This is a genomic window from Kocuria sp. CPCC 205297 (assembly GCF_040981035.1).
In the GTDB taxonomy this organism is placed as follows: Bacteria; Actinomycetota; Actinomycetes; order Actinomycetales; family Micrococcaceae; genus Kocuria; species Kocuria marina.
This window is the reverse complement of the sequence record NZ_JAVKPY010000002.1, coordinates 189,773-213,805: the sequence shown is the minus strand read 5'-3', so window position 1 is coordinate 213,805 and position 24,033 is coordinate 189,773. Positions and strand designations below refer to the sequence as shown.

The window sequence follows — 24,033 nt, the reverse complement described above, 5'->3', positions numbered from 1 at the left end:
TGCGGCTGTGGCTTGGAAACACGAGTCAACATCAGGCTGATTCCCCACAGGAACAGGACCAGCAGCGGTACGAGAGTCATCATGGACGGCTCGTCCACGACTGTCACGCCGCCCACGTTCTCCCAGGTGCATGTGTGGCCCAGTGGCACCCAGCTCCACCCCGGCTCACCGTAGATCGAGCTTCCGTCGCCCAGTTCGCAGGACAGGGATCCGGAGTACACGAGTCGCTCCGCCACAAGCCCTCCGATCCAGGCGAGTACCGCTGCGAGCCACAGCACCCATCCGACGTTCCTTGCCCGCGAAGCGGCTGTTGGGTGTGACATTCACCCGTCTCCGTTCTGGCTGCCGTGCCCCTCCGCCGAGCGCGCTGCCGGTTATTTGGTCTCGCCACTTTCCTATCAGGGTTCCCTGCGACCCCATCCTTCTCGGTCAATCCGCTCACTTGATCCTCGCCAAACCTCCTTGACTACACTGACCACCAGTGACACGGGGTGCCGCCACCCTCCCCCTTCTCGCCCACCTGGCACGGAGTGGGGGACCGCAGCGGCTGAGATGACACCCGTCGAACCTGTCCAGTTAGTACTGGCGAAGGGATGTCACGGTCGCACCGCGCAGGTGGCGCACCGCTTTCTTCGCCGTGAGCCACAGGAGTGAGCATGCGGATCGAGAACACCATCGTCCTGGTCACCGGCGGAGCCCGCGGGCTCGGGGAGCACCTCAGCCGGGCGTTCGCGCGGGAGGGCGCGCGCGTCGTCGTGAACTACCACTCCAGCGAGGAGCGGGCCCGCGCGCTGGTCAGCGAACTCGGGGAGGACAGGGCACTCGCGGTCCAGGCGGATGTGACCGACGCCCACCAGGTTCGGGACATGGTCGCCCGGGCCCGGGAGCACTTCGGCGCGCCCATCACCGTGGCCGTGAACAACGCCCTGGTGGACTTCAGCTTCAACGGGGACGCCCGACCCACCCTCGAGGACCTGACCGCCGAGAACCTTACGCAGCAGTTCCAGGGCGCCGTGGTGGGCGCTCTCAACGTGATGCAGGCGGTCACCCCGGGTATGATGGAGGCCGGTGAGGGGCGCATCATCAACATCGGCACCAACCTCTTCCAGAACCCCGTGGTCCCCTACCACGACTACACCGCCGCGAAGGCCGCCCTGCTCGCCCTCACCCGCACCGCCGCCAAAGATCTCGGCCCGCAGGGCATCACCGTCAACATGATCTCCGGCGGCCTGCTACGCACCACGGACGCGAGTGCCGCTACCCCGGCCGAAGTCTTCGACGCCATTGCCGCCGGTACGCCCTTGGGTCGGGTCACCAGCCCGGAGGAGTTCGCGGACACCGCCCTCTTCTTCGCCTCCGACTGGTCCCGCGGCGTCACCGGGCAGAACCTCGTGGTCGACGGTGGACTGGTGATGGACTGACATGGCCGCCCCGCACGACACCGCGCGGACCCCGTCCGCCGCCCCTGCGGCGTCCACCCGTCCCACCCAGGTGAACCAGCCGCCCGGGACACCCGCCCGGACGCTGCACCTCAACGCCTTCCTCTACGGCGCCGGCCACCACCAGGCCGCGTGGCGCGCGCCGGGCTCCCCGGTGCACCGCCTCACGGACATCGCCTACTACGAGGAGCTCGCGCGGACTGCCGAACGCGGTCTGTTCGACGCGGTGTTCTTCGCGGACGGGCACAGCGTGGGTGACGTCTCCGGCGGACCCCGCTGGAGCCTGGAACCCCTGACAGCGCTGTCCGCGATGGCGCGGGCCACCGAGCGCGTCGGCCTGGTGTGCACGGTGTCCACCACGTTCTTCACCCCGTTCCACGCGGCCAGGATGCTCGCGTCCTTGGACCACATCTCGGGCGGGCGAGCGGGGTGGAACGTGGTGACCTCCATGTGGGACTCCGAGGCCCGCAACCACGGCTACCGGGCCATGCCGACCAAGGATGAGCGCTACGAGCGCGCCCGCGAGTTCGTGGAGGTGGCCCGCGCCCTGTGGGCCAGCTGGGACGAGGACGCCGTCACCGCAGACCCGGAGGGCCGGTGGGCTGAGCCCTCCAAGCTGCACCGCCTGCACCACGAGGGCCGCCACTTCCTGGTGGATGGACCCCTCACGGTTCCGCCCTCCCCCCAGGGGGAGCCGGTCCTCTTCCAAGCGGGTGCCTCCGGGCCCGGCAAGGCACTCGCTGCCGACTTTGCAGAGGGGATCTACGCCGTGGCCTACGATCTGCCCGCCGCGCAGGAGTACTACGCGGCGGTGAAGGCCGAAGTGGCCCGCGCCGGGCGTGATCCCGGTTCCGTGATCGTGATGCCCGGTCTGGTCACGTACGTGGGCCGCACGCACGAAGAGGCCCTCGAGAAGCAGGCCAGCGTGGACCGTTTGCTCCCTGTGGAGCAGTCGCTCGCACAGCTCTCCACGTTCGTGGAGCAGGACTGCGCGCAGTGGGACCTAGATGCGCCCGTGCCCACGCTGCCGCCCCTGGAGGAGTTCACCGGTCCGCAGGGCCGCTACGGCACCATCCTGCGGATCATCGAGGCCGAGCGTCCCACGGTCCGCCAGTTGCTCGGCCGCCTCGCCGCCGGCGGGGGTCACTGCACGATGGTGGGCACCCCGGAGTCCATCGCGGATCGCATGCAGGAATGGTTCGACAACGCCGGCGCGGACGGCTTCAACCTCATGCCGCCCGTCCAGCCGGACTCCCTGGACGACTTCGTGGACCTCGTGGTCCCCGAACTCCAGCGCCGCGGCCTGTTCCGCACCGCGTACACCGCCACCACGCTGAGGGGTCACCTCACGCGGGGTTGAGGCCCCGCTGCGCAACCCCGCCACAGGACGACGACGCCGCCCCGCACGGCGGGCGGGGCGGCGTCGGCGGCGGCGCCAGCGGTGTCGTCGTCGATCGGGAGGGTCCGGTCAGAGGAACGGGCGCAGCGGTACCAGGATCGTCTCGGCGACCCGGGCCATGGGGTGGCGATCGCGCCATTGGGGCGAGGACAGCTCCTCACAGTGCTCGTAGTCGGCGAGGAAGACCTTCTCCATCTCGGCCGCGAAATCCGGGTCCACGATCTCCACGTTGGTCTCGTAGTTGAACGAGAGGGAGAGCCGGTCGATGTTGGCGGTGCCCACGGTGGACCACTCGCCGTCGATCGTGGCGGTCTTGGCGTGGATCATGCAGGCGGCGTACAGCAAGATGGTGACCCCACCCTCCAACAACTGGCCGTAGAACCCGCGGGACACCCAGTCCGCCAGGATGTGGTTCGAGTCCTTGGGGACCATGATCCGCACATCCACCCCGCGAGCGGCCGCGTCCAGGAGGCAGTCCAGGATCTGCTGGTCGGGGATGAAGTAGGGCGTGTTCACCCAGATGTGGTGCTGCGCCCTGTTGATCGCGTTCATGTACATCTCGCGGATGGGGTACACGAGCTGGATGGGCAGGTTCGCGGAGACCCGCACCTCCAGGTCCCAATTCTTGGGCGCCACCCAGTCGATGGCGTGTTCCGGGTCCCGGTCCTCGTTCCACACGCTCGCGATGGAGCTGCGTAACCCCCATACCGCAGGCCCGATCTCCCGGATATGCGTGTCCCGCCATTGCCGGGAATAGAGAGAACCGAAGTTGTAGCCCCCCACGAAACCGATGTTGTCGTCCACCACCAGGATCTTGGAATGGTTGAAGCCCGAGAACCGCAGGGGCCCCTTCCAGAACGGGCGGCGCACCACCGGCATCCGGTACACATGAACCCGGTCCGAGAAGTCGTAGAAGGAGGACGGGATCACGAGGTTCGCGAACCCGTCGTAGATGATGAACACCTCCACGCCCCGATCCGCGGCCCGGTTGAACGCGTCCAGGAAGCGCTGACCCGTCTCGTCGTTCTTCCAGATGAACGTCTCCATGTGGATGGAGTGCTGGGCGTTGTCGATGGCATCGAGCATGTCCTGGTACACCGCCTCACCCGACGTGTAGATGGTGATGTCCGAGTCCTGCACGTGCGCGTTGAACGTCCCGGGGTGCGGGGCGTCACGCTGCTGACGCCCGTGATGCTTCCACCAGTCGAGCCCGGCGAGCGAGGCGATCACCACGGCCTGCGCCCCCAGCAGGGCACCAGCACCCGCACCGGCCGCTTTCAGGAGGATACGGCGTTCTCTGATCTCGGCTAGCGCCCGCCTTGCGTCCATGACCTCACACTACTGCGGGGGCACATGGCGCGTCCCGGATCATGACCGGACCGGCCCTGGGAATTCACACCGCCCGTCCCGCGACCAGGGGCACTGAGGTGTTACGCGGCGGGAATCCGCCGAATGGCAATCCGCCCCGTCCCATAAGCCCTTGTGGAAGGACGGCCTCGTGGGCGACGCCGCCACACAGAACCCGGGCGCCGCCGCGTCCGTGGCCCCGGACGTCACCGCGAGCGAGGCCAGCCAGGACGCGAACGAGGCGCAGGACCAGGCTGGCGAAGCCATGGAGTCCGCTGCCCCGCAGGCCTGCGACAACACCGTCGGAACCGATCCGCTCGGTCCCTCGTACGAGAACCCGGGCCGTGCCCGCCCGCGGTTTCCCAGCGTGGGCCGCGGCTCGCTACGGTGGACCCCATGAGAATCGCCACGTGGAACGTGAACTCCATCCGCGCCCGCGCCGACCGCATCGAGGCGTGGCTCGACCGCTCGGACGTGGATGTCCTGGCCATCCAGGAGACCAAGGCCAAGGACGAGAACTTCCCATGGGAGCTGTTCGAGTTCGCGGGCTACGAAGTGGCGCATTTCGGCGTGAATCAGTGGAACGGCGTCGCCATCGCGTCCCGCGTGGGGCTCAAGGACGTGGAGCGCACGTTCCCCGGTCAGCCCACGTTCGGCAAACCCGGCCAGGAACCCGCCCAGGAGGCGCGCGCGATCGCCGCCACGTGCGACGGCGTGCGGATCTGGTCCCTCTACGTGCCCAACGGTCGCGGCCTGGAGGACCCCCACATGCCGTACAAGCTCGAGTGGCTGCGTGTCCTGGAGGGCCACGCCGAACAGTGGCTGCAGGAGGACCCGCAGGCCCAGATCGCACTTGTGGGTGACTGGAACGTGGCCCCGCGTGACGAGGACGTGTGGGACATCCAGCTCTTCCGCGACGGCGGGTACACCCATGTGAGCGAACCCGAGCGCGCAGCCTTCAACGCGTTCATCGAGGACGCCGGGTTCCAGGACGTGGTCCGCGAGCGCCACCCCGGACCGGGCGTGTACACGTACTGGGACTACACGCAGCTGCGCTTCCCCAAGAAGGAAGGCATGCGCATCGACTTCCAGCTGTGCTCCCCCGCGCTCGCGGCCCGTGTGCAGAACGCGTGGATCGATCGCGAGGAGCGCAAGGGCAAGGGCGCGTCCGACCACGCCCCGGTCGTCATCGAGATCGACTGAGCCATGCCCCTGATCAACGTGGGCAGCGCCTACCGCAGCATCACGGGCCCGCCCATGCGCTTCGCGCTGCGGATCTACGTGCCCCAGCAGGATCTCGACGCCGCCTACGCACCCGGCATCCCCCGCGCCCTGGACCCCTTTACCGCGGGCGTGCACGAACTTTCGGAGCAACTGGCCCGACTGTCCGACACCTCCCAGCCGTTGCTCCCACCCGCACGCGAGCCGCTGTGGACCATGCCGTTCTCCACCGCACCCGCCGGTTCGCGACGCCTGCCCGGACCCACCGGCGACTTCCCGGTCTTCCACCCCACGCAACGGCTGCGTCGATCCCTTCGCCTGTTCACAGCCGCGGAGAACGACGACAGCGCCCAGTTGCTGCCGCTACTCGTTCCGGAGAAGCAGGTCAGCGACGCTGCGAAGGCCACGTCCCGCGAGACGTTCGACCCCGTGTACACCCGTGAGTCCGCGTACGTGGTCCCGCTCGCGTGGTTCGCGGCCTTCGCCCCAGAGGACCACGTGACCTCCTACCACTCCGGGCACGAGGTGCACCGACTCATCGCCCCCGCGGACACCGCCGCGCGCCGGGTGATCCAGGCCGCCCAGACCGTGGAGGACGCCACTCAGCAAGCCTCGGGGGGCGCTGACGAGCACGACCTCCCGGACGAGGCGCGCCAGGCTGCGGCGTTCGCGCAGGACCTCACCCGCCTGGGGCGGTGGCTGGGCGCGTTCAGCGCTGCCTCCGTGGTGAGCCTGGACTACGGGTCCATCGCGGATCGGCTCCAGCCGGACGAAAGCCCCCGGGACATGGCGGACGCCGTGGAACTGCTGCGCGAAGGGGACCTGGCGGCGGCCACTGCGGCGCTGCGCCGGATCTTCATGCGCTGGGCCCCGTTGGCCCACTTGCAGCAGGCGAACTGAGGCGGGGAGGGGCGGGGGGCCGTCGTCCGACGCATCCGCGCCAACCCATCCCTGCGCTTTTACTCAGCTAAAGCAGCTCAGCGTCCGAAAATCTGCTTTAGCTGAGTAAAAGCGGGGGGACGTTCGGCGATGGGGGCGCGGTGGCTGCGAGGCCCCCGCGGGAGATGGGTAGCCTGGATCCCGTGACTTCCGACCCCTCAACGCACTCCGACCACCGCACCACGGCTCCCTCCGCCCGGTCCGACCAGACCGCCTCGGTCTCCACTGCCAGCGCCAGCGACACCAGTGCCCGTACCGCGACCGGCACCGAATGGTGGCGCGACGCCGTCATCTACCAGGTGTATCCCCGCTCCTTCAAGGACTCCAACGGGGACGGCATGGGGGACCTGGGCGGGGTCACCCAGAAGCTGCCATACCTCAAGCACCTGGGCGTGGACGCGGTGTGGCTCTCCCCGTTCTACCTCTCCCCGCAGCACGACGCCGGGTACGACGTCGCGGACTACCGCACCGTGGATCCGCGCTTCGGTTCACTCGAGGACTTCGACCGGATGCGGGAGGAAGCGCACCGGTTGGGCCTGAAGATCATCGTGGACCTGGTACCCAATCACACGTCCGAGGACCACGAGTGGTTCCGGGCCGCCCTGACCTCCGAGCCGGGCTCCCCGGAGCGGGACCGCTACATGTTCCGCGAGGGCAGGGGCGAGAACGGCGAGGAACCGCCCAACAATTGGAAGTCCTTGTTCGGGGGCCGGGCGTGGACCCGGGTGCCGGACGGGCAGTGGTATCTGCACCTGTTCGATTCTTCCCAACCAGACCTCAACTGGGAGAACCCGGAGGTGTGGGAGGAGTTCCGGGCGATCCTGCGGTTCTGGCTGGACCGCGGGGCGGACGGTTTCCGGGTGGACGTGGCCCACGGCATGATCAAGGCCCCGGGCCTGCCGGACTGGGACGAGCAGGTCCACATGGTCGAGGGCACGGATGCCCAGGGCGCCCAGGACGAGCCCGACGGCCCCAGCAAGACCATGGACACCGGCCCCTACTTCGACCAGGACGGGGTGCACGAGATCTACCGGGACTGGCACACGGTGCTTCAGGAGTACCCCGGTGATCGCATGCTCGTGGTGGAGGCATGGGTGGGCCCCGCCGAGCGCCTAGCTCGCTATGTGCGCCCGGACGAGGCGCAGCAGGCCTTCAACTTCGACTTCCTGGTGGCCGGGTGGCATCGCGACCGCATGCGGGACACCATCGAGATCTCCCTGCGCGCCAATGCGGCCGTGGGCGCGCCGTCCACGTGGGTGCTCTCCAATCACGACACGGTCCGCCACGCCTCGCGCTACGGGTTGAGCTCCCGCACGGCCTACCCCAACGGGATCGGCGCGCAGGACGAGCAACCGCACGCCGGTCAGGGGCTGCGCCGGGCGCGCGCCGCCGCCCTCGTGGAGCTCTCCCTCCCGGGTTCCGCGTACATCTACCAGGGTGACGAGCTCGGTCTGCCGGAGCACACCGAGTTGCCGGATGCCGCGCGGCAGGACCCCACCTTCCATCGCACCGCGGGTTCGGAGCTGGGGCGCGACGGCGCTCGCGTCCCCCTGCCGTGGGCTCCCGTGGGTGACGGGCTGGGTTTCGGTCCGGATCCGTGGTTGCCGCAGCCCGAATCCTTCGCTGGGATCACGGTGGACCACCAACTGGGTGACCCGCAGTCCACGCTCAACCTGTACCGCCGGGCTCTGGAACTCCGGCACGACCTGGAACTGGGCACGGCCGAGTTCGCGTGGCATCCTCTGAGCGAGGGTGACCAGGACGTCCTCGCCTACACCATGTCGTGCGGGACCGGCGAGACCATGCTGGTGGCCGCGAACCTCGGGGAGAGCGAGATCGGTTTCGACGAGCTCTCTCGCGGTGAGCTGCTTCTGGCAAGTGGCCAGAACGCCGTGGTCAACGACCGGTTGAGCGTGGACAGCGCGGTCTGGCTGCGCCTGACGTGATCCCCGCGCCGAGGCTGACCCCCGTCTAAAGGGCGAAGCCCGGGGCGAATGGCAAAACGGATCTCGGAACGGACCTCGGGATCAGTGGCGCGGTGTGCTCGCGCAATTAGCCCGCAACCACGACTCGGCCGGCTCCAACGCCCGGTGGATCCGCACGGCCTCCGAGGGCTGGAGGGTGGCGCCGGCGTCGTCGAGGATGTCCCGGACGTCGTCGAACGCCGGACGCACCTCGGCGGGGAGCTTCCCACGGAGTCGGCTGACGGACTCAAGGGCCTGTTCCAGGGTGTCCTCGTTCGCGTCCTCGTCCTCGCTGCGATCGGTGAGGGGCAGCAGCTCCAGCCCGCTGTAGACCTCGGCCACGTCGAAGCACGTCTGGGTGTCCGCGGGGCTCGCGGACGGCGCGCGGGGCGCGGCGCTCGCGGACGGCGTGATGGGTGAGAGTTCGATCGTGGTGGTCTGGCCCTGCCGCGCGCCACACGCCGTGAGGAGCACGATGAGACCGGCCCCCGCCAGCAGTGCGCGCACTTGGTGATTCACAGCTGATCCTTCCGATCCGGCCACCCGGGTCCGTCCGATCCGGCGTCGGGTCCCGCTGCGCTCGCTGACCCAGGGCTGCTGGACCGACGCAGCGGAACCGCGCAGTCCTTCCGCGGCGTCCGCGAACGGCCCACTCCACGCTAGGGTCCCAACCTCGGCGCACCCTGGAGGTCGGGTGCACGCCACCACCACGCCACCAACCCGCAGCAGTGCTGGTCGAAGATACCGCCCGGCCCATGCCGAGCTACTTCGAGGGACCCGCCCGGCGAACGTCGGGCCGCTCCGAGAAGCGGGAAGACATGAAGAAACCCCCGCGTGTAGAAGCCACGCGGGGGTTCAGTGGCTCCGACCGGCGTCGATCCGGTGACCTTACGATTTTCAGTCGTACGCTCTACCAACTGAGCTACAGAGCCAGGCACGTTCCCGGAGGCGACCTCCGGTGATATGCCGCAACGGCGTGAAAAGTTTCCTTTTCATCGCCGCCTGAGCGACCCTGACGGGACTTGAACCCGCGACCTCCGCCGTGACAGGGCGGCGCGCTAACCAACTGCGCTACAGGGCCTTGATTGTTTCCAACGAGTGAATATCCTACCAGGACGAACGACTCACTGTGCAAATCGCTCACCCCGCGGTACCTCGCACGGGAAAACGTACCCCCAACGGGATTCGAACCCGTGCCGCCGCCGTGAAAGGGCGGTGTCCTAGGCCGCTAGACGATGGGGGCCAGAACGCCGTCCGAGCATCACCAGCGGCAATATCGGACGATGGACCGTGAGTAGCTTAGAGGCAAACGGCTCGGTTGCACAAACCCGCGCGGTGTCCCGCGGGCCCGCGCACGCCGCGGAACGGCGGGGATGGCACCCCGGGGGGCGGCACCCCGATGGGGCACATCGATGGGGCACATCGCGTTCGACACCAGGCGTCGGCACCGAGCAGCGGCGCCGCCTCGATTCAGATCGCGACGTCCGGTCTGTCCGCGAGTCGCGGGTCCCGGATGCACGGCACAATCATGGCCGGCCCGGCACTGTTGTGCAGCACCCCTTGGGACGTGGAGCCCAACAGCATGCCCGCGAATCCGCCGCGACCGCGGGTCCCCGTGACCACCAGTTGGTTCTGGACCGAACGTTCCACGAGGACGTGGATGGGGGATCCGTCCACGAGCTCGCCGGTGATGTCCAGGTTCGGGAAGTGCCCGCGCAGCCACCGCACGCCGGCGTCGATCGCGGCCTGGATCTCCCCGCGCAGGTTGTCGAAGTCCACGGGCGAGGGCAGCCACGCGGAGGATCCGGAGTCCGACGGCGCGGCGCACACCACGGTCAGCGGCACCCCGAGCTGTTCGGCCTCCTCCGCGGCCCACAGCATCGCGGAACTCGCCTGTTGGGAACCATCCGAGCCCACGGTCACACCGTCCACGAACGCCTGACGGCGGCTCACGTTCTCGTGCAGTTGGTACTCCCTGCCCCACTGAAGGGGGATGATCCCCACGGGGCAGTGCGCGTGGGCGGGCACCGCGGTGGACACCGAACCCAGCAGGCGGCCGATCAACCCGCCCCGACCGCGGGAACCCAGGACCAGCAACTGGGCGTCCTCGCTCAGTTCGAGCAACACACTGGAGGGGTCCCCGGCCTGGACGGTGGACCGGACGTCCACGTCCAACTCGGCCACGCGGCGTCGTGCCTCGCCCACGAGGTCCTCCACGGCCCGGTTCATGGCGGCGTCGTCGAACGCGGCGTAGCCGACGTCGAAAGTGGAGCCCCCGATCATCGGCACCGAGTAGGCGGTCACCACGTGCAGCGGCGCCCCGCGGCGGTGGGCCTCCCGGGCGGCCCAGTGCAGGGCGGCCAAGCTCTGCTCGGAACCGTCCACACCCACGACGATCTCGGCCTCACGTGCGTTCATGGTGCTCCCTCCCTGGGCAGGATGTCCTGGTGCCAGCCTAGTCGTGTGCTCCCCCACACCGCGGAGGCGGTGAGATGATGGACGAGCCCCGGGGCGTGCTCCACGCAGCGCGTCCCGGAGGACGACATCGAGGGGCCGAGCCCCCGGAACGGAGGCGAGCCATGAGCGCAAGAGCCGAGCACCCCACCATGGCGGCGCAGGTCAGGGGCGGCACGTGGCGGTCGTGGGGCGGCAACCTCACCATCAAGCCGGCCGTGACCGTGCGCCCCACGGACTCAGACCAGGTGCTGCAGGTTCTCCAGGAGGCCGCCTCGCAGGGCGTGGCGGTGCGCCCGGCCGGGTCCGGGCGCAGCTGCTCCCCTCTGGTCCCCACCGAGGGCGTGCTGCTGGACACCTCGGCGCTTAAGGGTCTGGTGTCCGTGGACGAGGACCACCAGCGGGTCACGGTGTTTGCCGGGACCACGCTGCAGGAGCTGAACCTGGCCCTGGAGCAGCACGGGCTGGCGCTGGCCAACCTGCCCGACTCCTCGCACATGAGCGTGGGCGGAGCACTGGCCACGGGCACCCACGGCACGGGGCTGGGCCAGCCATCGCTGGGCGGGCAGGTGGTCGGGCTGAGCCTCGCAACCCCGGGGGGCGAGCTGATCTCCTGCTCCGATACCCACCGTCCCGAGCTGCTCGACGCCGCCCGGGTGAACCTGGGCGTGCTGGGCGTGGTGGTCTCCGTGACGTTCCAATGCGTCAACGCGTTCCGGCTGCACTGCGCCGAGTTCCGCGAGCCGATCGGATCCCTGCTGGACACCATGCAGGAGCGGATGTCCGCCGCGGACCACTTCGAGTTCTCGTGGATGCCGGGCACCACCGTGGCCCACACCCGCATCCTGAGCCGGTTGCACCGCCTCCCGGAGACCTACACGCGCCCCGCCTCGCTCATCTCCCGGGCGCTGCGACGCACGGACGACGCCGTCCTGCGCACCTCCCTGACCGCCGGGCTGGGCCGCGTAGGGAACCTGATCCCGCGTGCGGTGAGCCGGCTCAACCGGATCGAGTCCCTCGCGGAGAGCTCCCGGCGCTACACGGACGTGTCCTACCGCGTGTTCACGGTGGCCCGCCCGGTGCGCTACGTGGCCGCCGAGTACGCCCTACCGCTGGAGGCCACCGCCTCCGCGGTGCGCGAACTGCGCACCCTGGTGGACGCGCACGTGTACGACCTCGCGTTCCCCATGACCGTGCGCTGCTCCCCGCCGGACCAGGGGCACCTCTCCCCCGCGGGAGGCCGGTACACGGGGTGGATCAACCTGCGCCAGTACGGCCGGCGGCCCAGCCAGACCTTCCTCACCGCCGCCGAGCAGATCCTTGTGGACCACGGCGGCCGCCCCCACTGGGGCACACTGCACACCCGCACCGCCGAGGAACTCGCGCCCCTCTACACACAGTGGGACGAGTTCCTCACTCTGCGCGCCGCCATGGACCCCCAGGGCACCCTGCTCAACCCCCACCTCCGGAGGCTGCTGGGACTCTAGTGCCCGCTCGTTCCGCCCCTGCGCGGAGCCTGCACTGCTCAGAGCAGACCGTCGGCTTCGAGGAGCGGACGGACGCCCTCGCCGAACCAGTAGGCCTCCTCGAGGCACGGATATCCGGAGAGCACGAACTCGTCGATGCCCGCGGCAACATACTCCGCCATGAGGTCGGCCACCTCCCGGTGGGACCCCACCATGGCCGTCCCCGCTCCACCACGCAGTAGGCCCACTCCTGCCCACAGGCCGGGGTGGACCTGCAACTTGGTCGCGGAACCACCGTGCAGATCCAGCATCCGGCGCTGCCCCTCGGACTCGGAACGGCGCAGCGCTTCCTGCTGCTCCTGGATCATCCGTTCGTCCACGCCCGCGAGCATGCCCTCGGCCACCGCCCATGCCTGAGCCGACGTCTCCCGCGAAATGGTGTGCAGACGGATGCCAAAGCGCACGTCGCGTCCGCGTGCCCTGGCGAGTTCACGGATCCGGTCGATCTTCTCCTTTGCCTGTTGCGGTGGTTCGCCCCACGTGAGGAAGACATCCGCGTGTTCCGCAGCCACGGTGGCCGCAGCTGCGGAGGAACCCCCGAAGTACACCTGCGGACGGGGCGCAGGCGGGAAGTCCAGCCTGGCCTGCTCCACGGCGAGGTGCTCACCTCGGTAGTCGAAGGGTGGCTCGTGATCCCACAGACGGGACACGATGTCCAGGAACTCTCCGGTCCGAGCGTAGCGACCGTCTTTGTCCAAGAAGTCCCCGAAGGCGCGCTGCTCGGTGGACTCCCCGCCGGCCACCACGTTGACGTTGAGCCGTCCCCCCGTGAGGTCCTGGTACGTGGCCGCCATCTGGGCCGCCAGGGTGGGGGACATGGCTCCGGGACGCAACGCCACGAGGAACTTGAGTCTTTCCGTGTGCTGGGAGATGGCGGCCGTGGTCAACCAGGCGTCCTGGCACCACAGGCCCGTGGGCGAGAGCACGGATTCGAAACCGTTGTATTCCGCCGCCTGCGCCACCTGCACCAGATAGGGCAGACGCGGCCCACGCAGGGTCTCCGTGGCCTGAATCCTCGCCCCGTGGCCTCCGCCCACGATGCCGCGGGAATCCGACGCGGTAGGGAGGAACCAGTGGAGGGAAATCGGGGCCATGGGAAACACTCCTGTCGTAACTGTCCGGTCCAGGCCACGCTACGACTGACGGAGCTGAGGCTCACGCGTCACGTCACTCAAGGACACACAACCGATCCCATCCCGCGCCTGGGCAGGCGTCGACCCAAGGGCGTGCAGGGGAGGGGAGGACGACCCGATGGGCGCTACTGCTGGACAGCTCCGCGGGAGACCGCCACCATCTCGTCCCGCTCCACGACCTTGACGCGCTCGCGGGGGTTGCCTTCGGCATCGTGGGAGGACTGCCCCAGGCTCTGTTCGTACTCGTCCAGCACGAGCCAGCCGTCCCACGTGGTGTACTGCACACCCTTGTCCTCGAGCAGTTCCACCACGGCCTCGAGCTGCGGGTGATCCGGATCCGCGAGGGACGCGCGGTCCTCCATGATGTGGTTCACGGTCTCGAGGGCGTCCGACTTGGTGGCCCCGATCAGACCCACGGGGCCGCGCTTGATCCAGCCCGTGGCGTACACGCCGGGAACCGGGGAACCGTCTGCCTCGATCACGCGGCCCTCCTCGTTGAGGATCACACCGCGTTCGGGATCGAACGGCAGCTCGGGCAGGGGCGAGCCCAGGTACCCGATCGCGTGGTAGACGGCCTGCACGGGGAACTCGGTGTACTCGCCCGTGCCGGTCACGGAGGCGTCCCCGTTGAGCCGGGTGCGTTCCATGCGGATGGCGCGGACCTTGCCGTTCTCGTCCCCGAGGATCTCGTCCGGAGTCTGCAGGAAGTGCAGGTGCAGGCGGCGGGACGCCGTCTTGGGGGAATCGTCCTCGCGCCACTTCTGCAGCGTCTTCATCATGACCTTGATCTGGTTGTTCTCGGCCATGGCCTTCTCGGAGGCCTCGTCGAACTGGAAGTCGTCGTCGTAGACCACGATGTCCACGTCACGGGACTTAGCGAGCTCACGCAGTTCGAGCGGCGTGAACTTGATCTGGGCCGGACCGCGGCGGCCGAAGATGTGCACGTCCGTGACCGGGGACTTGCGCAGCCCCTGGTACACGTTGCCCGGGATCTCGGTCACGAGCATGTCCTCGGCGTGCTTGGACAGCACGCGAGCCACGTCCAGGGCCACGTTGCCGTTGCCGATCACCGCGATCTCCTTGGCCTCGAGCGGCCACGTGCGCGGGTAGTCGGGGTGGCCGTCGTACCACGCCACGAAACGGGCGGCGCCGTAGGAGCCGTCCAGGTCCGCGCCGGGGATCTGCAGCGGCGCGTCGTTGACCGCACCCGTGGCGAAGATCACGGCGTCGTAGTGGGTCAGGAACTCCCCGAGGGTGATGTCCTTGCCGTACTCCACGTTGCCGAAGAACCGGATGTCACCGCGGTCCAGGATGGAACGCAGCGCCGTGATGATGCCCTTGATCCGGGGGTGGTCCGGGGCCACGCCGTAGCGGATGAGCCCGAACGGGGTGGGGTAACGGTCGAACAGATCCACGCTGACCTCGAGCTCACCCTCACGGACCGCCTCGGTCTTGGTGAGCATGTCCGCGGCGTAGATGCCGGCCGGGCCTGCGCCGATCACGGCCACGCGCAGCGGACGTTGGGTGTTGGAAGTTGTCACGGAATTCCTTTCGACGCGCACGCGTGTCTCACGTGCTTGCAGGGACTTGGATCAACGGTAGTGAACGCGGGTCAGTCTTGCCTAACCACGCGGAGGAGCTCGCGTGGCCGCCCGCACCACATGCGCGCCCCGCCCTGCGGAACCGGCGGGGCAGCACGGTACGCGGGCGGCGGCGTCGTAGTATTTCTACACAAACATCCCCCACCCGTCCCGTTCGGCGCCCGAACGCGCCCACCCGTGAGGATCCCTATGTCGTCATCCACCCCGCCCGCTCAGCGCAGCGAGCCCCGAGGCGGGCTGGACCGCTTCTTCTCCATCACCCGGCGCGGTTCCACTGTGGGCCGGGAGGTCCGCGGTGGCGTGGCCACGTTCATCGCCATGAGCTACATCGTGGTGCTCAACCCGCTGGTACTCGGCTACGGCCAGGACGCGGCGGGCAACACCCTGGGTGGCGCGCGGGTGGCCGCCGTGACGGCCCTGGTGGCCGGCGTGATGACCATCGTCATGGGCGTGTGGGCCCGGTCCCCGTTCGGCATGGCCGCGGGGCTGGGCGTCAACGCGTTCCTCGCCGTCACCATCGCCACCAACCCAGGGCTCACGTGGCCCGAGGTGATGGGCCTGGTGATCTGGGCCGGCGTGATCATGGTGGTGCTGGTGCTCACCGGCTTCCGCACCGCCGTGTTCAACGCGGTGCCGGCGTCGCTGAAGACGGCCATCGTGGTGGGCATCGGACTGTTCATCGCCCTGATCGGCTTCGTCAACGCCGGGTTCGTGCGCCGCATGCCGGACGCCGCCGGGACCACCGTGCCCGTGCAGCTGGGCAGCGGGGGCCAGCTCTTCGGGTGGCCCACTCTGACCTTCGTGGTGGGGCTGCTGCTGACCGTGGCGCTGATGGTGCGCAATGTGAAGGGCGGAATCCTGATCTCGGTGGTGCTCACCACCGTCCTGGCGCACGTGCTGGAGGCGGTGGCACCCTCGGGATCCTCCACCGAGAACGCGTACGGCTGGTCGCTCGTGGTGCCCGCCACTCCGGACGGGTTCTTCGGCCTCCCGGACCTCTCCCTGATCGGCTCGGCGGCGCCCCTGGAGGCGTTCCAGCAGCTCGGGGCGATCTCCTGCCTGCTGCTGATCTTCACCATCCTGCTGTCCGTGTTCTTCGACGCGATGGGCACGATGGTCGGGCTCTCCCAGCAGGCCGGTCTTGTGGCCGAGGACGGCCAGATCGAGCACGTGGACCGTGTGCTGCTCGTGGACGCGCTGGGTGCCGTTGCCGGTGGCGCCGGGTCCGCGTCCTCCAACCAGATCTTCGTGGAGTCCTCCACGGGGATCGCCGACGGCGCCCGCACGGGTCTCGCGAACGTCGTCACGGGCGCACTGTTCCTGGCTGCGATGTTCCTGACGCCGCTGGTCAGCCTGGCCCCGTTCGAGGCGGTGGCGCCCGCCATGGTCGTCGTGGGCTTCCTGATGGCCCGCAACGTCGTCGACATCGACTGGCAGGACTGGGGCGTGGCCGTGCCCTCTTTCCTCACCTTCGCCGTCATGCCGTTCACCTACTCCATCGCGGACGGCATCGGTGCGGGCTTCGTCTCCTACGTCTTCATCCGTCTCGTCCAGGGCCGCGCAAAGGACATCCACCCGCTGATGTATGTGGTGGCGCTGGCCTTCGTGATGTTCTTCGGCGTGGGCGTCATTGAGGGCTGGGCGGCCTGACGCCCGTTCCCTGACGACGACGGCGCTACGCGGCGTCGTCTCCGCCCGTCACCGGCCCCTCCGGGATCGGGTCCGCCGGCTTGTCGTGCCACGGCTGGGTGCCGGCGGCCAGTTCGCGGCACCACGCGGTGTCCTTGTACTGGGCCGGCAGGGAACCGCCGAGCAGCTCGCGGGCCAGCGCGGCGGCGTCGGCGGAACCGGCCTGCGGCAGCGGTGCGTGGGAAGCGGCGAGCACCACGTTGCCGTAGCGGCGGCCCTTGAGCATCGCGGCGTCCGCCACGGCGGCCACGTGCTCGAAGACCTCGAGCAGCGCCGCGATCTCCGCGCGCGTCCCCTTGAGGTTGCGGGTGTCCCCCACGTTGAGCAGGTAGAGACCGGCCGGGGCCATCACCCGGTCCACGTGGTGCGCGAACTCCAGTGTGCGCAGGTGCCCAGGCGTCTGCTCACCGGCGAAGACGTCGCGGATCACCAGGTCCCGTGACCCCTCAGTGAGGGACTCGGTCACCGCGCGGGCCTCCCCCGCCCGGATCCGCAGCAGGGGCGCGCGGGGCAGCTCCAGCCACTCGCGCACCAGGCGGGCGAGGGCGGCGTCGAGTTCCACGACCACCTGCCGCGCCTGCGGGTAGCGCCACGCGAGGTAGCGGGCCATCGAGCACGCGCCGCCGCCCAGGTGCAGCACGCGTAGCGCGGTGGGATCCAGGCGGGAAGAGACGTGCTCCTCGGCCACCGTGGAGAACCAGCGCATGTACTCGAACTCCAGCTGCTCCGGGTGGTCCGGAACGATGTGCGAGGACGGCACCCCGTTCACGCGCAGCACCCACGCGCCGGGCACGTACGTGTCCTGCTGCAGCTCCACAGTGCCGGTGTCCGTGACCCAGGTGCGCTCCACGAGACCGGGGGCGTCCGACGACGTCACCCGCGCGGGTTCAGCAGCCTGCTTCCGGTTCTTCTTCTGGCCCTTCCTGCTCACAGAGCGCGGCGAGGGGTCACTGCCGGCCGTCCGCGGACGGTTCGCTCCGCTCGGCGGCGTGCTTGCCTGCAGTGCGTTGAGCCGCCGAATCCTGGCCGCCGGCATCCTGCCCGGCCGCGCCGTCGGAACCGCCTGCCGTGATCCCGCGGCGCTCCTTCGAGCGGCCAAGTTCGTGGCTGTGCAGCGCGGACTCCAGGCGCTCGAGCTTGCCCGTGAGCTCACCGGTGTGGCCGGGGCGGATGTCCGCCTTGAGCACCAGGGACACGCGCGGACCGTACTCGGCCACCGCGGCCGTGGCTTCCTTGACCACAGCCATGCACTCGTCCCATTCGCCCTCGATCGTGGTGAACATGGAATCGGTGCGGTTGGGCAGCCCCGACTCGCGCACCACGTGGACGGCCGCGGCGACGGCGTCGTGGACGGAGGCATCGGGATTGTCCCCACCGCTCGGGGAGACTGAGAAGGCAACCAGCATGTGACCAGTGTGGCACCGGCACTGCGCGGGCGCGACCCCCGCCCCGGTCCATAGACTGGAGGCACAGCCGACCGATCGCGAGGGAGCACGTTCCATGACGCAGGGCATCTACATTTCCGCCATGACACCGCGGAGCGGCAAGACGCTGGTGGCACTGGGCCTCGCGGACACCATGTTCAAGCGCACGGACGCCCTGGGTTTCTTCCGTCCGGTCTTCGACGGCGCGGCACCGGAAGACGACTCCGTCCTGCAGCTCATGAAGCGCACCTTCGACCTCCCGGACTCCCGGTGCCGGGGCGCGGTGTCTCTGGAGCGCTGCCGCGAGATCCTCGCCTCAGGTGAGCACGACGACCTCGACTCCGCCGCCATGGCCGTGTACTCCGAGATGGCGCTGGAGTGCGATGTGCTCGTCGTGGACGGCACCGACCTGCTGGCCCACAACGCGGTCACCGCCGAGTTCGACCTCAACGCCCGCCTGGCCAACAACATGGGCTGCTCAGTGGCCGCGGTGATCGGAGCCCACGAGTCCGGGCGTGTAAAGGACGTGCTCAACGCGATCGACGTGACCCGCACTGAGCTGCGCCAGGCCGGGTGCGACATCTACGCCGTGATCGTCAACCGCGCGGACCCGGAGCAGGCGGAGCAGATCCGCCGGGAGGCCAAGCCCGGCAACCACAACCTCCCCGCGTACGTGATCCCGGAGATTCCCGCGATCTCCAACCCCACCGTCGCCGAGCTCGTGGACGCCCAGGGCTACGGCACGGACTTCAACTCCGCGTCCCTGGACCGCGACATCAAGGCCGTGAAGGTGGCCGCGATGACCGCCGGGAACTTCCTGGACCAGATTGCGGACGGGGACCTGGTGATCACCCCCGGGGACCGGACGGACGTGGTCTCGGCAACCCTGGCGTCGTCGTTGGCGCCCACGCTGCCGGTGCCCGCCGGGATGCTGCTGACCGGAGGCTTCCGGCCCGCCGGCGCGGTGGGCTCGCTGCTGGGCGCGGCTCCATTCCCCGTGCTGACCACCGAGCAGGACACCTTCACCACCGCGCAGGCCGTGGCCGGCACGCGCGGCACCCTGGCCGGCGCGCACTCCCGCAAGATCGCCGCCGCGCGCGGCGCGTGGGCGGAGCACGTGGACAGCGACGAGCTCTCGGGGCGGCTCACCCTGCCGCGGCCCGTGCGGCGCACCCCCCTGCGGTTCCTGCACGAGCTCGTGGAGTCCGCGCGGGCGGACCGCAAGCGGATCGTGCTGCCCGAGGGAGACGACCCCCGCATCCTGCGCGCCGCGGAGCTCATCCACCGGCGCAACTTCTGCGACCTCACCGTGCTGGGCGATCCCGAGACGGTCCGATCGCTCGCGCAGTCCGAGGGCATTGAGCTCGACTTCGACGCCGACGGCCTGGACCTCGTGGACTTCCAGCACGACGCCGCACTGCGCGAGAAATACGCCGACGAGTACGTGAAACTGCGCTCCCACAAGGGTGTGAGCAAGGGACAGGCCCTCGAACGGATGACCGACGGTTCCTACTTCGGGACCATGATGGTGCAGATGGGGGACGTGGACGGAATGGTCTCCGGAGCGGCCCACACGACCGCCAACACCATCCGCCCCGCCCTGGAATTCGTGAAGACCCGGGAGGGCGTGAACATCGTCTCCTCGGTGTTCTTCATGCTGCTCGCGGACCGCGTGCTCGTCTACGGCGACTGCGCTGTGAACCCCAACCCGGACGAGCAGCAGCTCGCGGACATCGCCCTGGCCTCCGCGCAGACCGCCCGCGAGTTCGGCGTGGAGCCGCGCGTGGCCATGCTCTCCTACTCCACCGGCGGGTCCGGTTCCGGGGAGGACGTGGAGCGCGTACGCGCCGCGACCGACCTCGTGCGCGAGGCCCACCCCGATTTCGAGGTCGAGGGGCCCATCCAGTACGACGCCGCCGTGGATGCCTCGATCGCCAAGTCCAAGCTCCCGGGGTCGAACGTGGCCGGACAGGCCACCGTGTTCGTGTTCCCGGACCTGAACACGGGCAACAACACGTACAAGGCCGTGCAGCAGTCGGCGGGCGCGGTGGCCGTGGGGCCCGTGCTCCAGGGACTGCGCAAACCCGTGAACGACCTCTCGCGCGGGTGCACCGTGGACGACATCGTCAACACGGTCGCGATCACCGCGATCCAAGCACAAACACTGTGACGACACGGCGGCCCCGCGCGCGGGGCCGCCGTACCCGCGTTGGTGACGCAGCGGCGTCGTCAACCCCGAACTCCGCCACTGGCAACCGCGGCCCGCGCGCCGCCGAAGGGAAACCACCATGCTCGTACTGGTCGTCAACTGCGGCTCGTCCTCCATCAAGTACCAGGTGCGGGAGGTCGAACCGGCGGACGGGGAACCGCAAGCCTACACTTCCTCCATGCCCGCGATCGACGAGAACGTCCCCCTCGCCACGGCCACGGCGGGAATGGCCGGCGGCGAGGTGATCACCAAGGGGCTGATCGAGAACATCGGCACGTCGGAGATCCAGGACCACACCCAGGCCCTGAAAATCCTCGCCCAGCGTCTGGACGAAGAGCTCGGCGGGCGCACCATCGACGCCGCGGGCCACCGCGTGGTGCACGGCGGCGAGCGCTTCTCCGCCCCCGTGCTGGTGAACAACGAGATCATCCGGGCGATCGAGCGGCTGGCCCCGCTGGCACCGCTGCACAACCCCGCGCATGCCCTGGGACTGCGGGCCATCCAGAAGACCTATCCGGGGATGCCCCAGGTGTGCGTGTTCGACACCGCCTTCCACCGCACGATGCCCGAGAAGGCCTGGCGCTACGCCGTCCCCGAGCAGTGGTACGAGCTACACGGGATGCGCCGCTACGGTTTCCACGGCACCTCGCACGACTACGTGACCGGCAAGGCTTGCGAGTTCCTGGGCATCCCGCGGGAACAGTTCAACACCGTGGTGGCCCACCTGGGCAACGGCGCCTCGGCCACCGCCATCCGCGAGGGCCGCTCCTACGACACCTCCATGGGCTACACCCCCCTGGCCGGACTGGTCATGGGCACCCGTAGCGGGGACCTGGACCCCTCCGTGGTCACCGCCATGCTGGAGCGCAACCCCGGGATGAGCGCCCAGGACATGAACCGAATCCTCAACAACGAGTCCGGTCTGCAGGGCGTCTGCGGGGACTCGGACATGCGGGCCGTGGCGCAGCGGGCCAGCTCCGGGGACCGGCGGGCACAGCTCGCACTGGACATGGCCGCCTACCGCCTGGCGAAGTACATCGGCGGCTACCACGTGGCAGTCGGTGGAGCCCACGCGCTGATCTTCACCGCGGGCATCGGCGAAAACTCCCCCAAGTTCCGCGCCCTGGTGTGCGACCAGTTGGGCGCGCTCGGGATCACCCTGGACCCCACGCTCAACGAGGCCCCCCGGGGGGACGTGGCCCGCATCAGTGCGGAGACCTCCGCAATCGAGGTCCTCGTGGTGGCCACGGACGAGGAGCGGGCCATCGCGGAGGCCACGGCCGGGCTGGTGTGGGAGCGGGTCAAGAAGTAACACCTCGCGCACCAGACCCCCCCACGCCCCACCCCCCCCCGCAATCGCGTGCTTAACGGAGCAGGTGCCATCTACTGTTCGGTAGACGGCACCTGCTGAGTTTTTGCAGCGCGCGGGGCGGCGCCGACGGGCGGATCAGCCCTGCTTGGTCACCGGCTCCTGCGCGGACCACGGGAAGACAATCCACTCGTCCGTGGACTTCCAAGAGAAGTCCGGACGGACCTCCGAGCGGGACTTCTCGTAGACCACGGCGGAGCGGCACTCGGCGCCATAGCCGCGCAGCAGCTCCAACACGAGGGAAAGGGTGCGTCCGGAGTCCACGACGTCGTCCACGACCAGCACCTTCTTGTCGCTGATGGAGTCCGTGTCCAGCATGGGGGCGAGCAGCACCGGGTCCGGAAGGGTCTCGTGGACGTCCGTGTAGAACTCGACGTTCACGGCGTCAGAGAGCTTCACGCCCATGGCGTAGGACAGCGCCCCGGCGGGCAGCAGACCACCGCGCGCCACCGCGATGATGATGTCCGGGACGAATTCCGAGTCCACGATCTGCTGGGCGAGTTCCCGGGTGGCGGTCCCGAACCCCTCCCAGGTCAGGATTTCCTTGTTGTCCAGTTCGGTGGAGTCCGCGTGAAAGGCCATTCCCGTAGGGTAGTCGGTTTTGCGCGGCGGGCACTGCACGCGCCGCGCCCGCCTACACTTTCCGTGTCCCCTCACGACTGCCCCGATCGAGGATCCTCATGCCCAGCAGCGCATCACCCGCCCTTTCCCACGAGCGGGGGTCCCGCCCCGAGGACGAACGGCTGGGCGCCGGGCGCACCGTGGCGTACGCCGTGCAGCACATCCTCACCATGTACGGCGGTCTGATCGCCGTGCCGCTCGTGGTGGCCAGTGCCGCCGGGTACGACGCCGCCACCACCGCCCTGCTCGTAGCCGCCGCCCTGTTCGTGGGCGGGTTCGCCACGTTCCTGCAGGCGTGGGGGCTGCCGCGGATCGGTTCCCAGCTGCCGCTCGTGCAGGGGGTCTCCTTCACCGGGATCGCCACGATGCTGTCCGTGCTGGCCACGGGGGGCGGCATCCAGTCGGTGATGGGCTCCATCATGGTGGCCTCCGCCTTCGGGTTCCTGGTGGCGCCCTTCTTTGCCCGCGTGCTCCGCTTCTTTCCGCCCGTGGTCACGGGGTCCATCATCACGACCATTGGCATCACCCTGGTGCCCGTGGCGGCGTCGTGGTCCATGGGCGGGGACGAGAAGGCACCCGGCTACGGCTCGCTGGGCAACATCGCCCTGGCGGGGGTCACGCTGCTTGCCGTGCTGCTGCTGTCCAAGTTCGGCGGAGCGGTGCTGTCACGGCTGGCCATCCTGGTGGCGATCGTGGTGGGCACCGTGGTGGCGTGGGCCACCGGCATGGCGGACTTTTCGCACGTGGGGCAGGGGCCGTGGGTTGCGCTGCCCTCCCCGTTCCACTTCGGTGCACCCACGTTCCACATGGCGGCGATCGTGGCCATGGGCATTGTGATCCTGGTGAACATGGCGGAGACCACCGCTGACATCCTGGCCCTGTCCGAGATCACGGGCTCGCGCATCAACTCGGCACGCATCGCGGACGGGCTGCGCGCGGACATGCTGTCCTCCGCCGTGGCGCCGGTGTTCAACTCCTTCACGCAGACGGCGTTCGTGCAGAACGTGGGCCTGGTGGCGATCACCAAGGTCAAGAGCCGCTACGTGGTGGCCCTGGGTGGCGTGTTCATGGTGCTGCTGGGCATGCTGCCCGTGCTCGGCCAGGTCATCGCCGCCATCCCCCTGCCGGTGATGGGCGGTGCGGGCTTCGTGCTCTTCGGCACCGTGATGTCCTCGGGCATCCGCACGCTGGCCCGCGTGGACTACCGCGGCGGCATGAACCTGATCATCGTGGCCGTCTCCCTGTCCTTCGGCATGGTCCCGATCGTGGTCCCCACCTTCTACGACGCGTTCCCCGACTGGGTGGGCATCATCTTCTCTTCCGGTATCTCGTCCGCCGCCGTGGCCGCGCTGGTCATGAACTTCTTCTTCAACGAGATGGGCCGCAGCCGGCGCACCACCGAGGCCATGGGCATGAACACCGTGGGGCTGCGGGTGCTCTCCCCGCGCGAGGCCGGCGCACTGCAGGACGGCGACCAGTTCGTGGACGGCCGGCTGCTGGATGCCCAGGGGCAGGAGATCCCGTTCGCGTCCTCCCAGGAGCAATACGAGTCGGTGCGCGAACGCATCAACGCGGGCGAGCTGACTTCGCTGGAGGACATTCGCCGCGCGGTGGATAACTAACCCCGGACGACGTCGCCCCCCACCTGCGCGTCTCTCCTCCCCTTCTCCTCCGCGAGTCTCGGCCTGTGCACCGCCG

The 24,033-nt window shown here is 69.2% G+C and carries 18 protein-coding genes, 3 tRNA genes, 1 pseudogene and 1 riboswitch; of the genes and pseudogenes, 11 read left to right on the top strand and 11 right to left on the bottom strand.

Annotated elements, in window-relative coordinates; genetic code table 11:
* The first annotated feature begins 477 nt into the window (after positions 1-477).
* Positions 478-611, top strand: a riboswitch (TPP riboswitch).
* A gap of 45 nt (positions 612-656) precedes the next feature.
* Both RF650_RS02560 and RF650_RS02555 read left to right on the top strand, forming a co-directional pair.
* Positions 657-1,421, top strand: a complete 765-nt coding sequence (locus RF650_RS02560; RefSeq protein WP_368813984.1) for a 3-oxoacyl-ACP reductase — start codon at positions 657-659, stop codon at positions 1,419-1,421.
* Position 1,422: 1 nt separating this feature from the next.
* Positions 1,423-2,799: an LLM class flavin-dependent oxidoreductase gene (locus tag RF650_RS02555; protein ID WP_241246867.1), complete on the top strand. Its 1,377-nt coding sequence runs from the start codon at positions 1,423-1,425 to the stop codon at positions 2,797-2,799.
* Between the two features lie 108 nt (positions 2,800-2,907).
* Here the strand turns inward: RF650_RS02555 and RF650_RS02550 are convergent, their stop codons facing one another.
* A complete protein-coding gene (locus tag RF650_RS02550; protein ID WP_368813983.1) occupies positions 2,908-4,167 on the bottom strand; it encodes a phosphatidylserine/phosphatidylglycerophosphate/cardiolipin synthase family protein in 1,260 nt (419 codons plus the stop codon).
* Positions 4,168-4,318: 151 nt separating this feature from the next.
* On the opposite strand from RF650_RS02550, the gene RF650_RS02545 reads away from it, so the two are divergent.
* The 4 genes from RF650_RS02545 (at position 4,319) to RF650_RS02530 (ending at position 8,291) form a co-directional block, all read left to right on the top strand.
* Positions 4,319-4,585 (top strand): hypothetical protein, encoded by a 267-nt coding sequence (locus RF650_RS02545; protein WP_368813982.1) that lies wholly within the window; start codon positions 4,319-4,321, stop codon positions 4,583-4,585.
* Positions 4,582-5,388, top strand: a complete 807-nt coding sequence (locus RF650_RS02540; protein WP_368813981.1) for an exodeoxyribonuclease III — start codon at positions 4,582-4,584, stop codon at positions 5,386-5,388. The genes RF650_RS02545 and RF650_RS02540 overlap by 4 nt, the downstream gene beginning before the upstream one ends.
* 3 nt (positions 5,389-5,391) lie before the next feature.
* Positions 5,392-6,306 (top strand): hypothetical protein, encoded by a 915-nt coding sequence (locus RF650_RS02535; protein ID WP_368813980.1) that lies wholly within the window; start codon positions 5,392-5,394, stop codon positions 6,304-6,306.
* 338 nt (positions 6,307-6,644) lie between these two features.
* The gene (locus RF650_RS02530) at positions 6,645-8,291 is read left to right on the top strand and encodes a glycoside hydrolase family 13 protein (protein WP_368814041.1); all 1,647 of its coding nucleotides are present in this window, start codon (positions 6,645-6,647) and stop codon (positions 8,289-8,291) included.
* Between the two features lie 81 nt (positions 8,292-8,372).
* Here the strand turns inward: RF650_RS02530 and RF650_RS02525 are convergent, their stop codons facing one another.
* The 5 genes from RF650_RS02525 to RF650_RS02505 form a co-directional block, all read right to left on the bottom strand.
* Positions 8,373-8,828, bottom strand: coding sequence for a hypothetical protein (locus tag RF650_RS02525; RefSeq protein WP_098053571.1), 456 nt, complete (start codon positions 8,826-8,828; stop codon positions 8,373-8,375).
* Positions 8,829-9,168: 340 nt separating this feature from the next.
* Positions 9,169-9,241, bottom strand: a tRNA-Phe gene (locus RF650_RS02520).
* A gap of 75 nt (positions 9,242-9,316) precedes the next feature.
* A tRNA-Asp gene (locus RF650_RS02515) sits at positions 9,317-9,390 on the bottom strand.
* An 89-nt stretch (positions 9,391-9,479) separates the two neighbouring features.
* Positions 9,480-9,552: transfer RNA gene (locus tag RF650_RS02510), tRNA-Glu, on the bottom strand.
* 227 nt (positions 9,553-9,779) lie between these two features.
* On the bottom strand, positions 9,780-10,727 hold the full coding sequence (locus RF650_RS02505) for a universal stress protein (RefSeq protein ID WP_368813979.1): 948 nt from the start codon (positions 10,725-10,727) through the stop codon (positions 9,780-9,782).
* A gap of 161 nt (positions 10,728-10,888) precedes the next feature.
* Between RF650_RS02505 and RF650_RS02500 the strand changes: the two genes are divergently transcribed.
* Positions 10,889-12,250, top strand: coding sequence for a D-arabinono-1,4-lactone oxidase (locus RF650_RS02500; RefSeq protein WP_368813978.1), 1,362 nt, complete (start codon positions 10,889-10,891; stop codon positions 12,248-12,250).
* A gap of 38 nt (positions 12,251-12,288) precedes the next feature.
* Here RF650_RS02500 and RF650_RS02495 read toward each other — a convergent pair whose 3' ends face one another.
* Positions 12,289-13,383: an LLM class flavin-dependent oxidoreductase gene (locus RF650_RS02495; RefSeq protein WP_368813977.1), complete on the bottom strand. Its 1,095-nt coding sequence runs from the start codon at positions 13,381-13,383 to the stop codon at positions 12,289-12,291.
* 164 nt (positions 13,384-13,547) lie between these two features.
* Positions 13,548-14,963, bottom strand: a complete 1,416-nt coding sequence (locus tag RF650_RS02490) for an FAD-dependent oxidoreductase (protein WP_098053573.1) — start codon at positions 14,961-14,963, stop codon at positions 13,548-13,550.
* Between the two features lie 249 nt (positions 14,964-15,212).
* On the opposite strand from RF650_RS02490, the gene RF650_RS02485 reads away from it, so the two are divergent.
* On the top strand, positions 15,213-16,673 hold the full coding sequence (locus RF650_RS02485) for an NCS2 family permease (protein WP_311253985.1): 1,461 nt from the start codon (positions 15,213-15,215) through the stop codon (positions 16,671-16,673).
* 25 nt (positions 16,674-16,698) lie between these two features.
* Here RF650_RS02485 and RF650_RS02480 read toward each other — a convergent pair whose 3' ends face one another.
* Both RF650_RS02480 and RF650_RS02475 read right to left on the bottom strand, forming a co-directional pair.
* Positions 16,699-17,643, bottom strand: a complete 945-nt coding sequence (locus RF650_RS02480) for a spermidine synthase (protein ID WP_206478759.1) — start codon at positions 17,641-17,643, stop codon at positions 16,699-16,701.
* A 181-nt stretch (positions 17,644-17,824) separates the two neighbouring features.
* A pseudogene (locus RF650_RS02475) lies at positions 17,825-18,118 on the bottom strand (MTH1187 family thiamine-binding protein); the annotation flags it as partial.
* Between the two features lie 94 nt (positions 18,119-18,212).
* On the opposite strand from RF650_RS02475, the gene pta reads away from it, so the two are divergent.
* Positions 18,213-20,306, top strand: a complete 2,094-nt coding sequence (gene pta, locus RF650_RS02470; RefSeq protein WP_131332142.1) for a phosphate acetyltransferase — start codon at positions 18,213-18,215, stop codon at positions 20,304-20,306.
* A 118-nt stretch (positions 20,307-20,424) separates the two neighbouring features.
* The gene (locus tag RF650_RS02465; RefSeq protein ID WP_131332141.1) at positions 20,425-21,657 is read left to right on the top strand and encodes an acetate/propionate family kinase; all 1,233 of its coding nucleotides are present in this window, start codon (positions 20,425-20,427) and stop codon (positions 21,655-21,657) included.
* 135 nt (positions 21,658-21,792) lie between these two features.
* Here the strand turns inward: RF650_RS02465 and RF650_RS02460 are convergent, their stop codons facing one another.
* Positions 21,793-22,296 carry a phosphoribosyltransferase gene (locus tag RF650_RS02460; RefSeq protein ID WP_368813976.1) on the bottom strand — a complete coding sequence of 168 codons (504 nt, stop codon included), beginning with the start codon at positions 22,294-22,296 and terminating at the stop codon, positions 21,793-21,795.
* A gap of 98 nt (positions 22,297-22,394) precedes the next feature.
* Between RF650_RS02460 and RF650_RS02455 the strand changes: the two genes are divergently transcribed.
* Complete coding sequence (locus RF650_RS02455) at positions 22,395-23,957, top strand: nucleobase:cation symporter-2 family protein (RefSeq protein ID WP_131332140.1); 1,563 nt, start codon at positions 22,395-22,397, stop codon at positions 23,955-23,957.
* The last annotated feature ends 76 nt before the right edge of the window (positions 23,958-24,033 follow it).

What these genes read in the sequence shown, in the direction of transcription:
- RF650_RS02560 (WP_368813984.1), top strand. Translation starts at nt 657, where the DNA reads ATGCGGATCGAGAACACCATCGTCCTGGTCACCGGCGGAGCCCGCGGG.
- RF650_RS02555 (WP_241246867.1), top strand. Translation starts at nt 1,423, where the DNA reads ATGGCCGCCCCGCACGACACCGCGCGGACCCCGTCCGCCGCCCCTGCG.
- RF650_RS02550 (WP_368813983.1), bottom strand. Translation starts at nt 4,167, where the DNA reads ATGGACGCAAGGCGGGCGCTAGCCGAGATCAGAGAACGCCGTATCCTC.
- RF650_RS02540 (WP_368813981.1), top strand. Translation starts at nt 4,582, where the DNA reads ATGAGAATCGCCACGTGGAACGTGAACTCCATCCGCGCCCGCGCCGAC.
- RF650_RS02535 (WP_368813980.1), top strand. Translation starts at nt 5,392, where the DNA reads ATGCCCCTGATCAACGTGGGCAGCGCCTACCGCAGCATCACGGGCCCG.
- RF650_RS02505 (WP_368813979.1), bottom strand. Translation starts at nt 10,727, where the DNA reads ATGAACGCACGTGAGGCCGAGATCGTCGTGGGTGTGGACGGTTCCGAG.
- RF650_RS02500 (WP_368813978.1), top strand. Translation starts at nt 10,889, where the DNA reads ATGAGCGCAAGAGCCGAGCACCCCACCATGGCGGCGCAGGTCAGGGGC.
- RF650_RS02495 (WP_368813977.1), bottom strand. Translation starts at nt 13,383, where the DNA reads ATGGCCCCGATTTCCCTCCACTGGTTCCTCCCTACCGCGTCGGATTCC.
- RF650_RS02485 (WP_311253985.1), top strand. Translation starts at nt 15,213, where the DNA reads ATGTCGTCATCCACCCCGCCCGCTCAGCGCAGCGAGCCCCGAGGCGGG.
- pta (WP_131332142.1), top strand. Translation starts at nt 18,213, where the DNA reads ATGACGCAGGGCATCTACATTTCCGCCATGACACCGCGGAGCGGCAAG.
- RF650_RS02465 (WP_131332141.1), top strand. Translation starts at nt 20,425, where the DNA reads ATGCTCGTACTGGTCGTCAACTGCGGCTCGTCCTCCATCAAGTACCAG.
- RF650_RS02460 (WP_368813976.1), bottom strand. Translation starts at nt 22,296, where the DNA reads ATGGCCTTTCACGCGGACTCCACCGAACTGGACAACAAGGAAATCCTG.
- RF650_RS02455 (WP_131332140.1), top strand. Translation starts at nt 22,395, where the DNA reads ATGCCCAGCAGCGCATCACCCGCCCTTTCCCACGAGCGGGGGTCCCGC.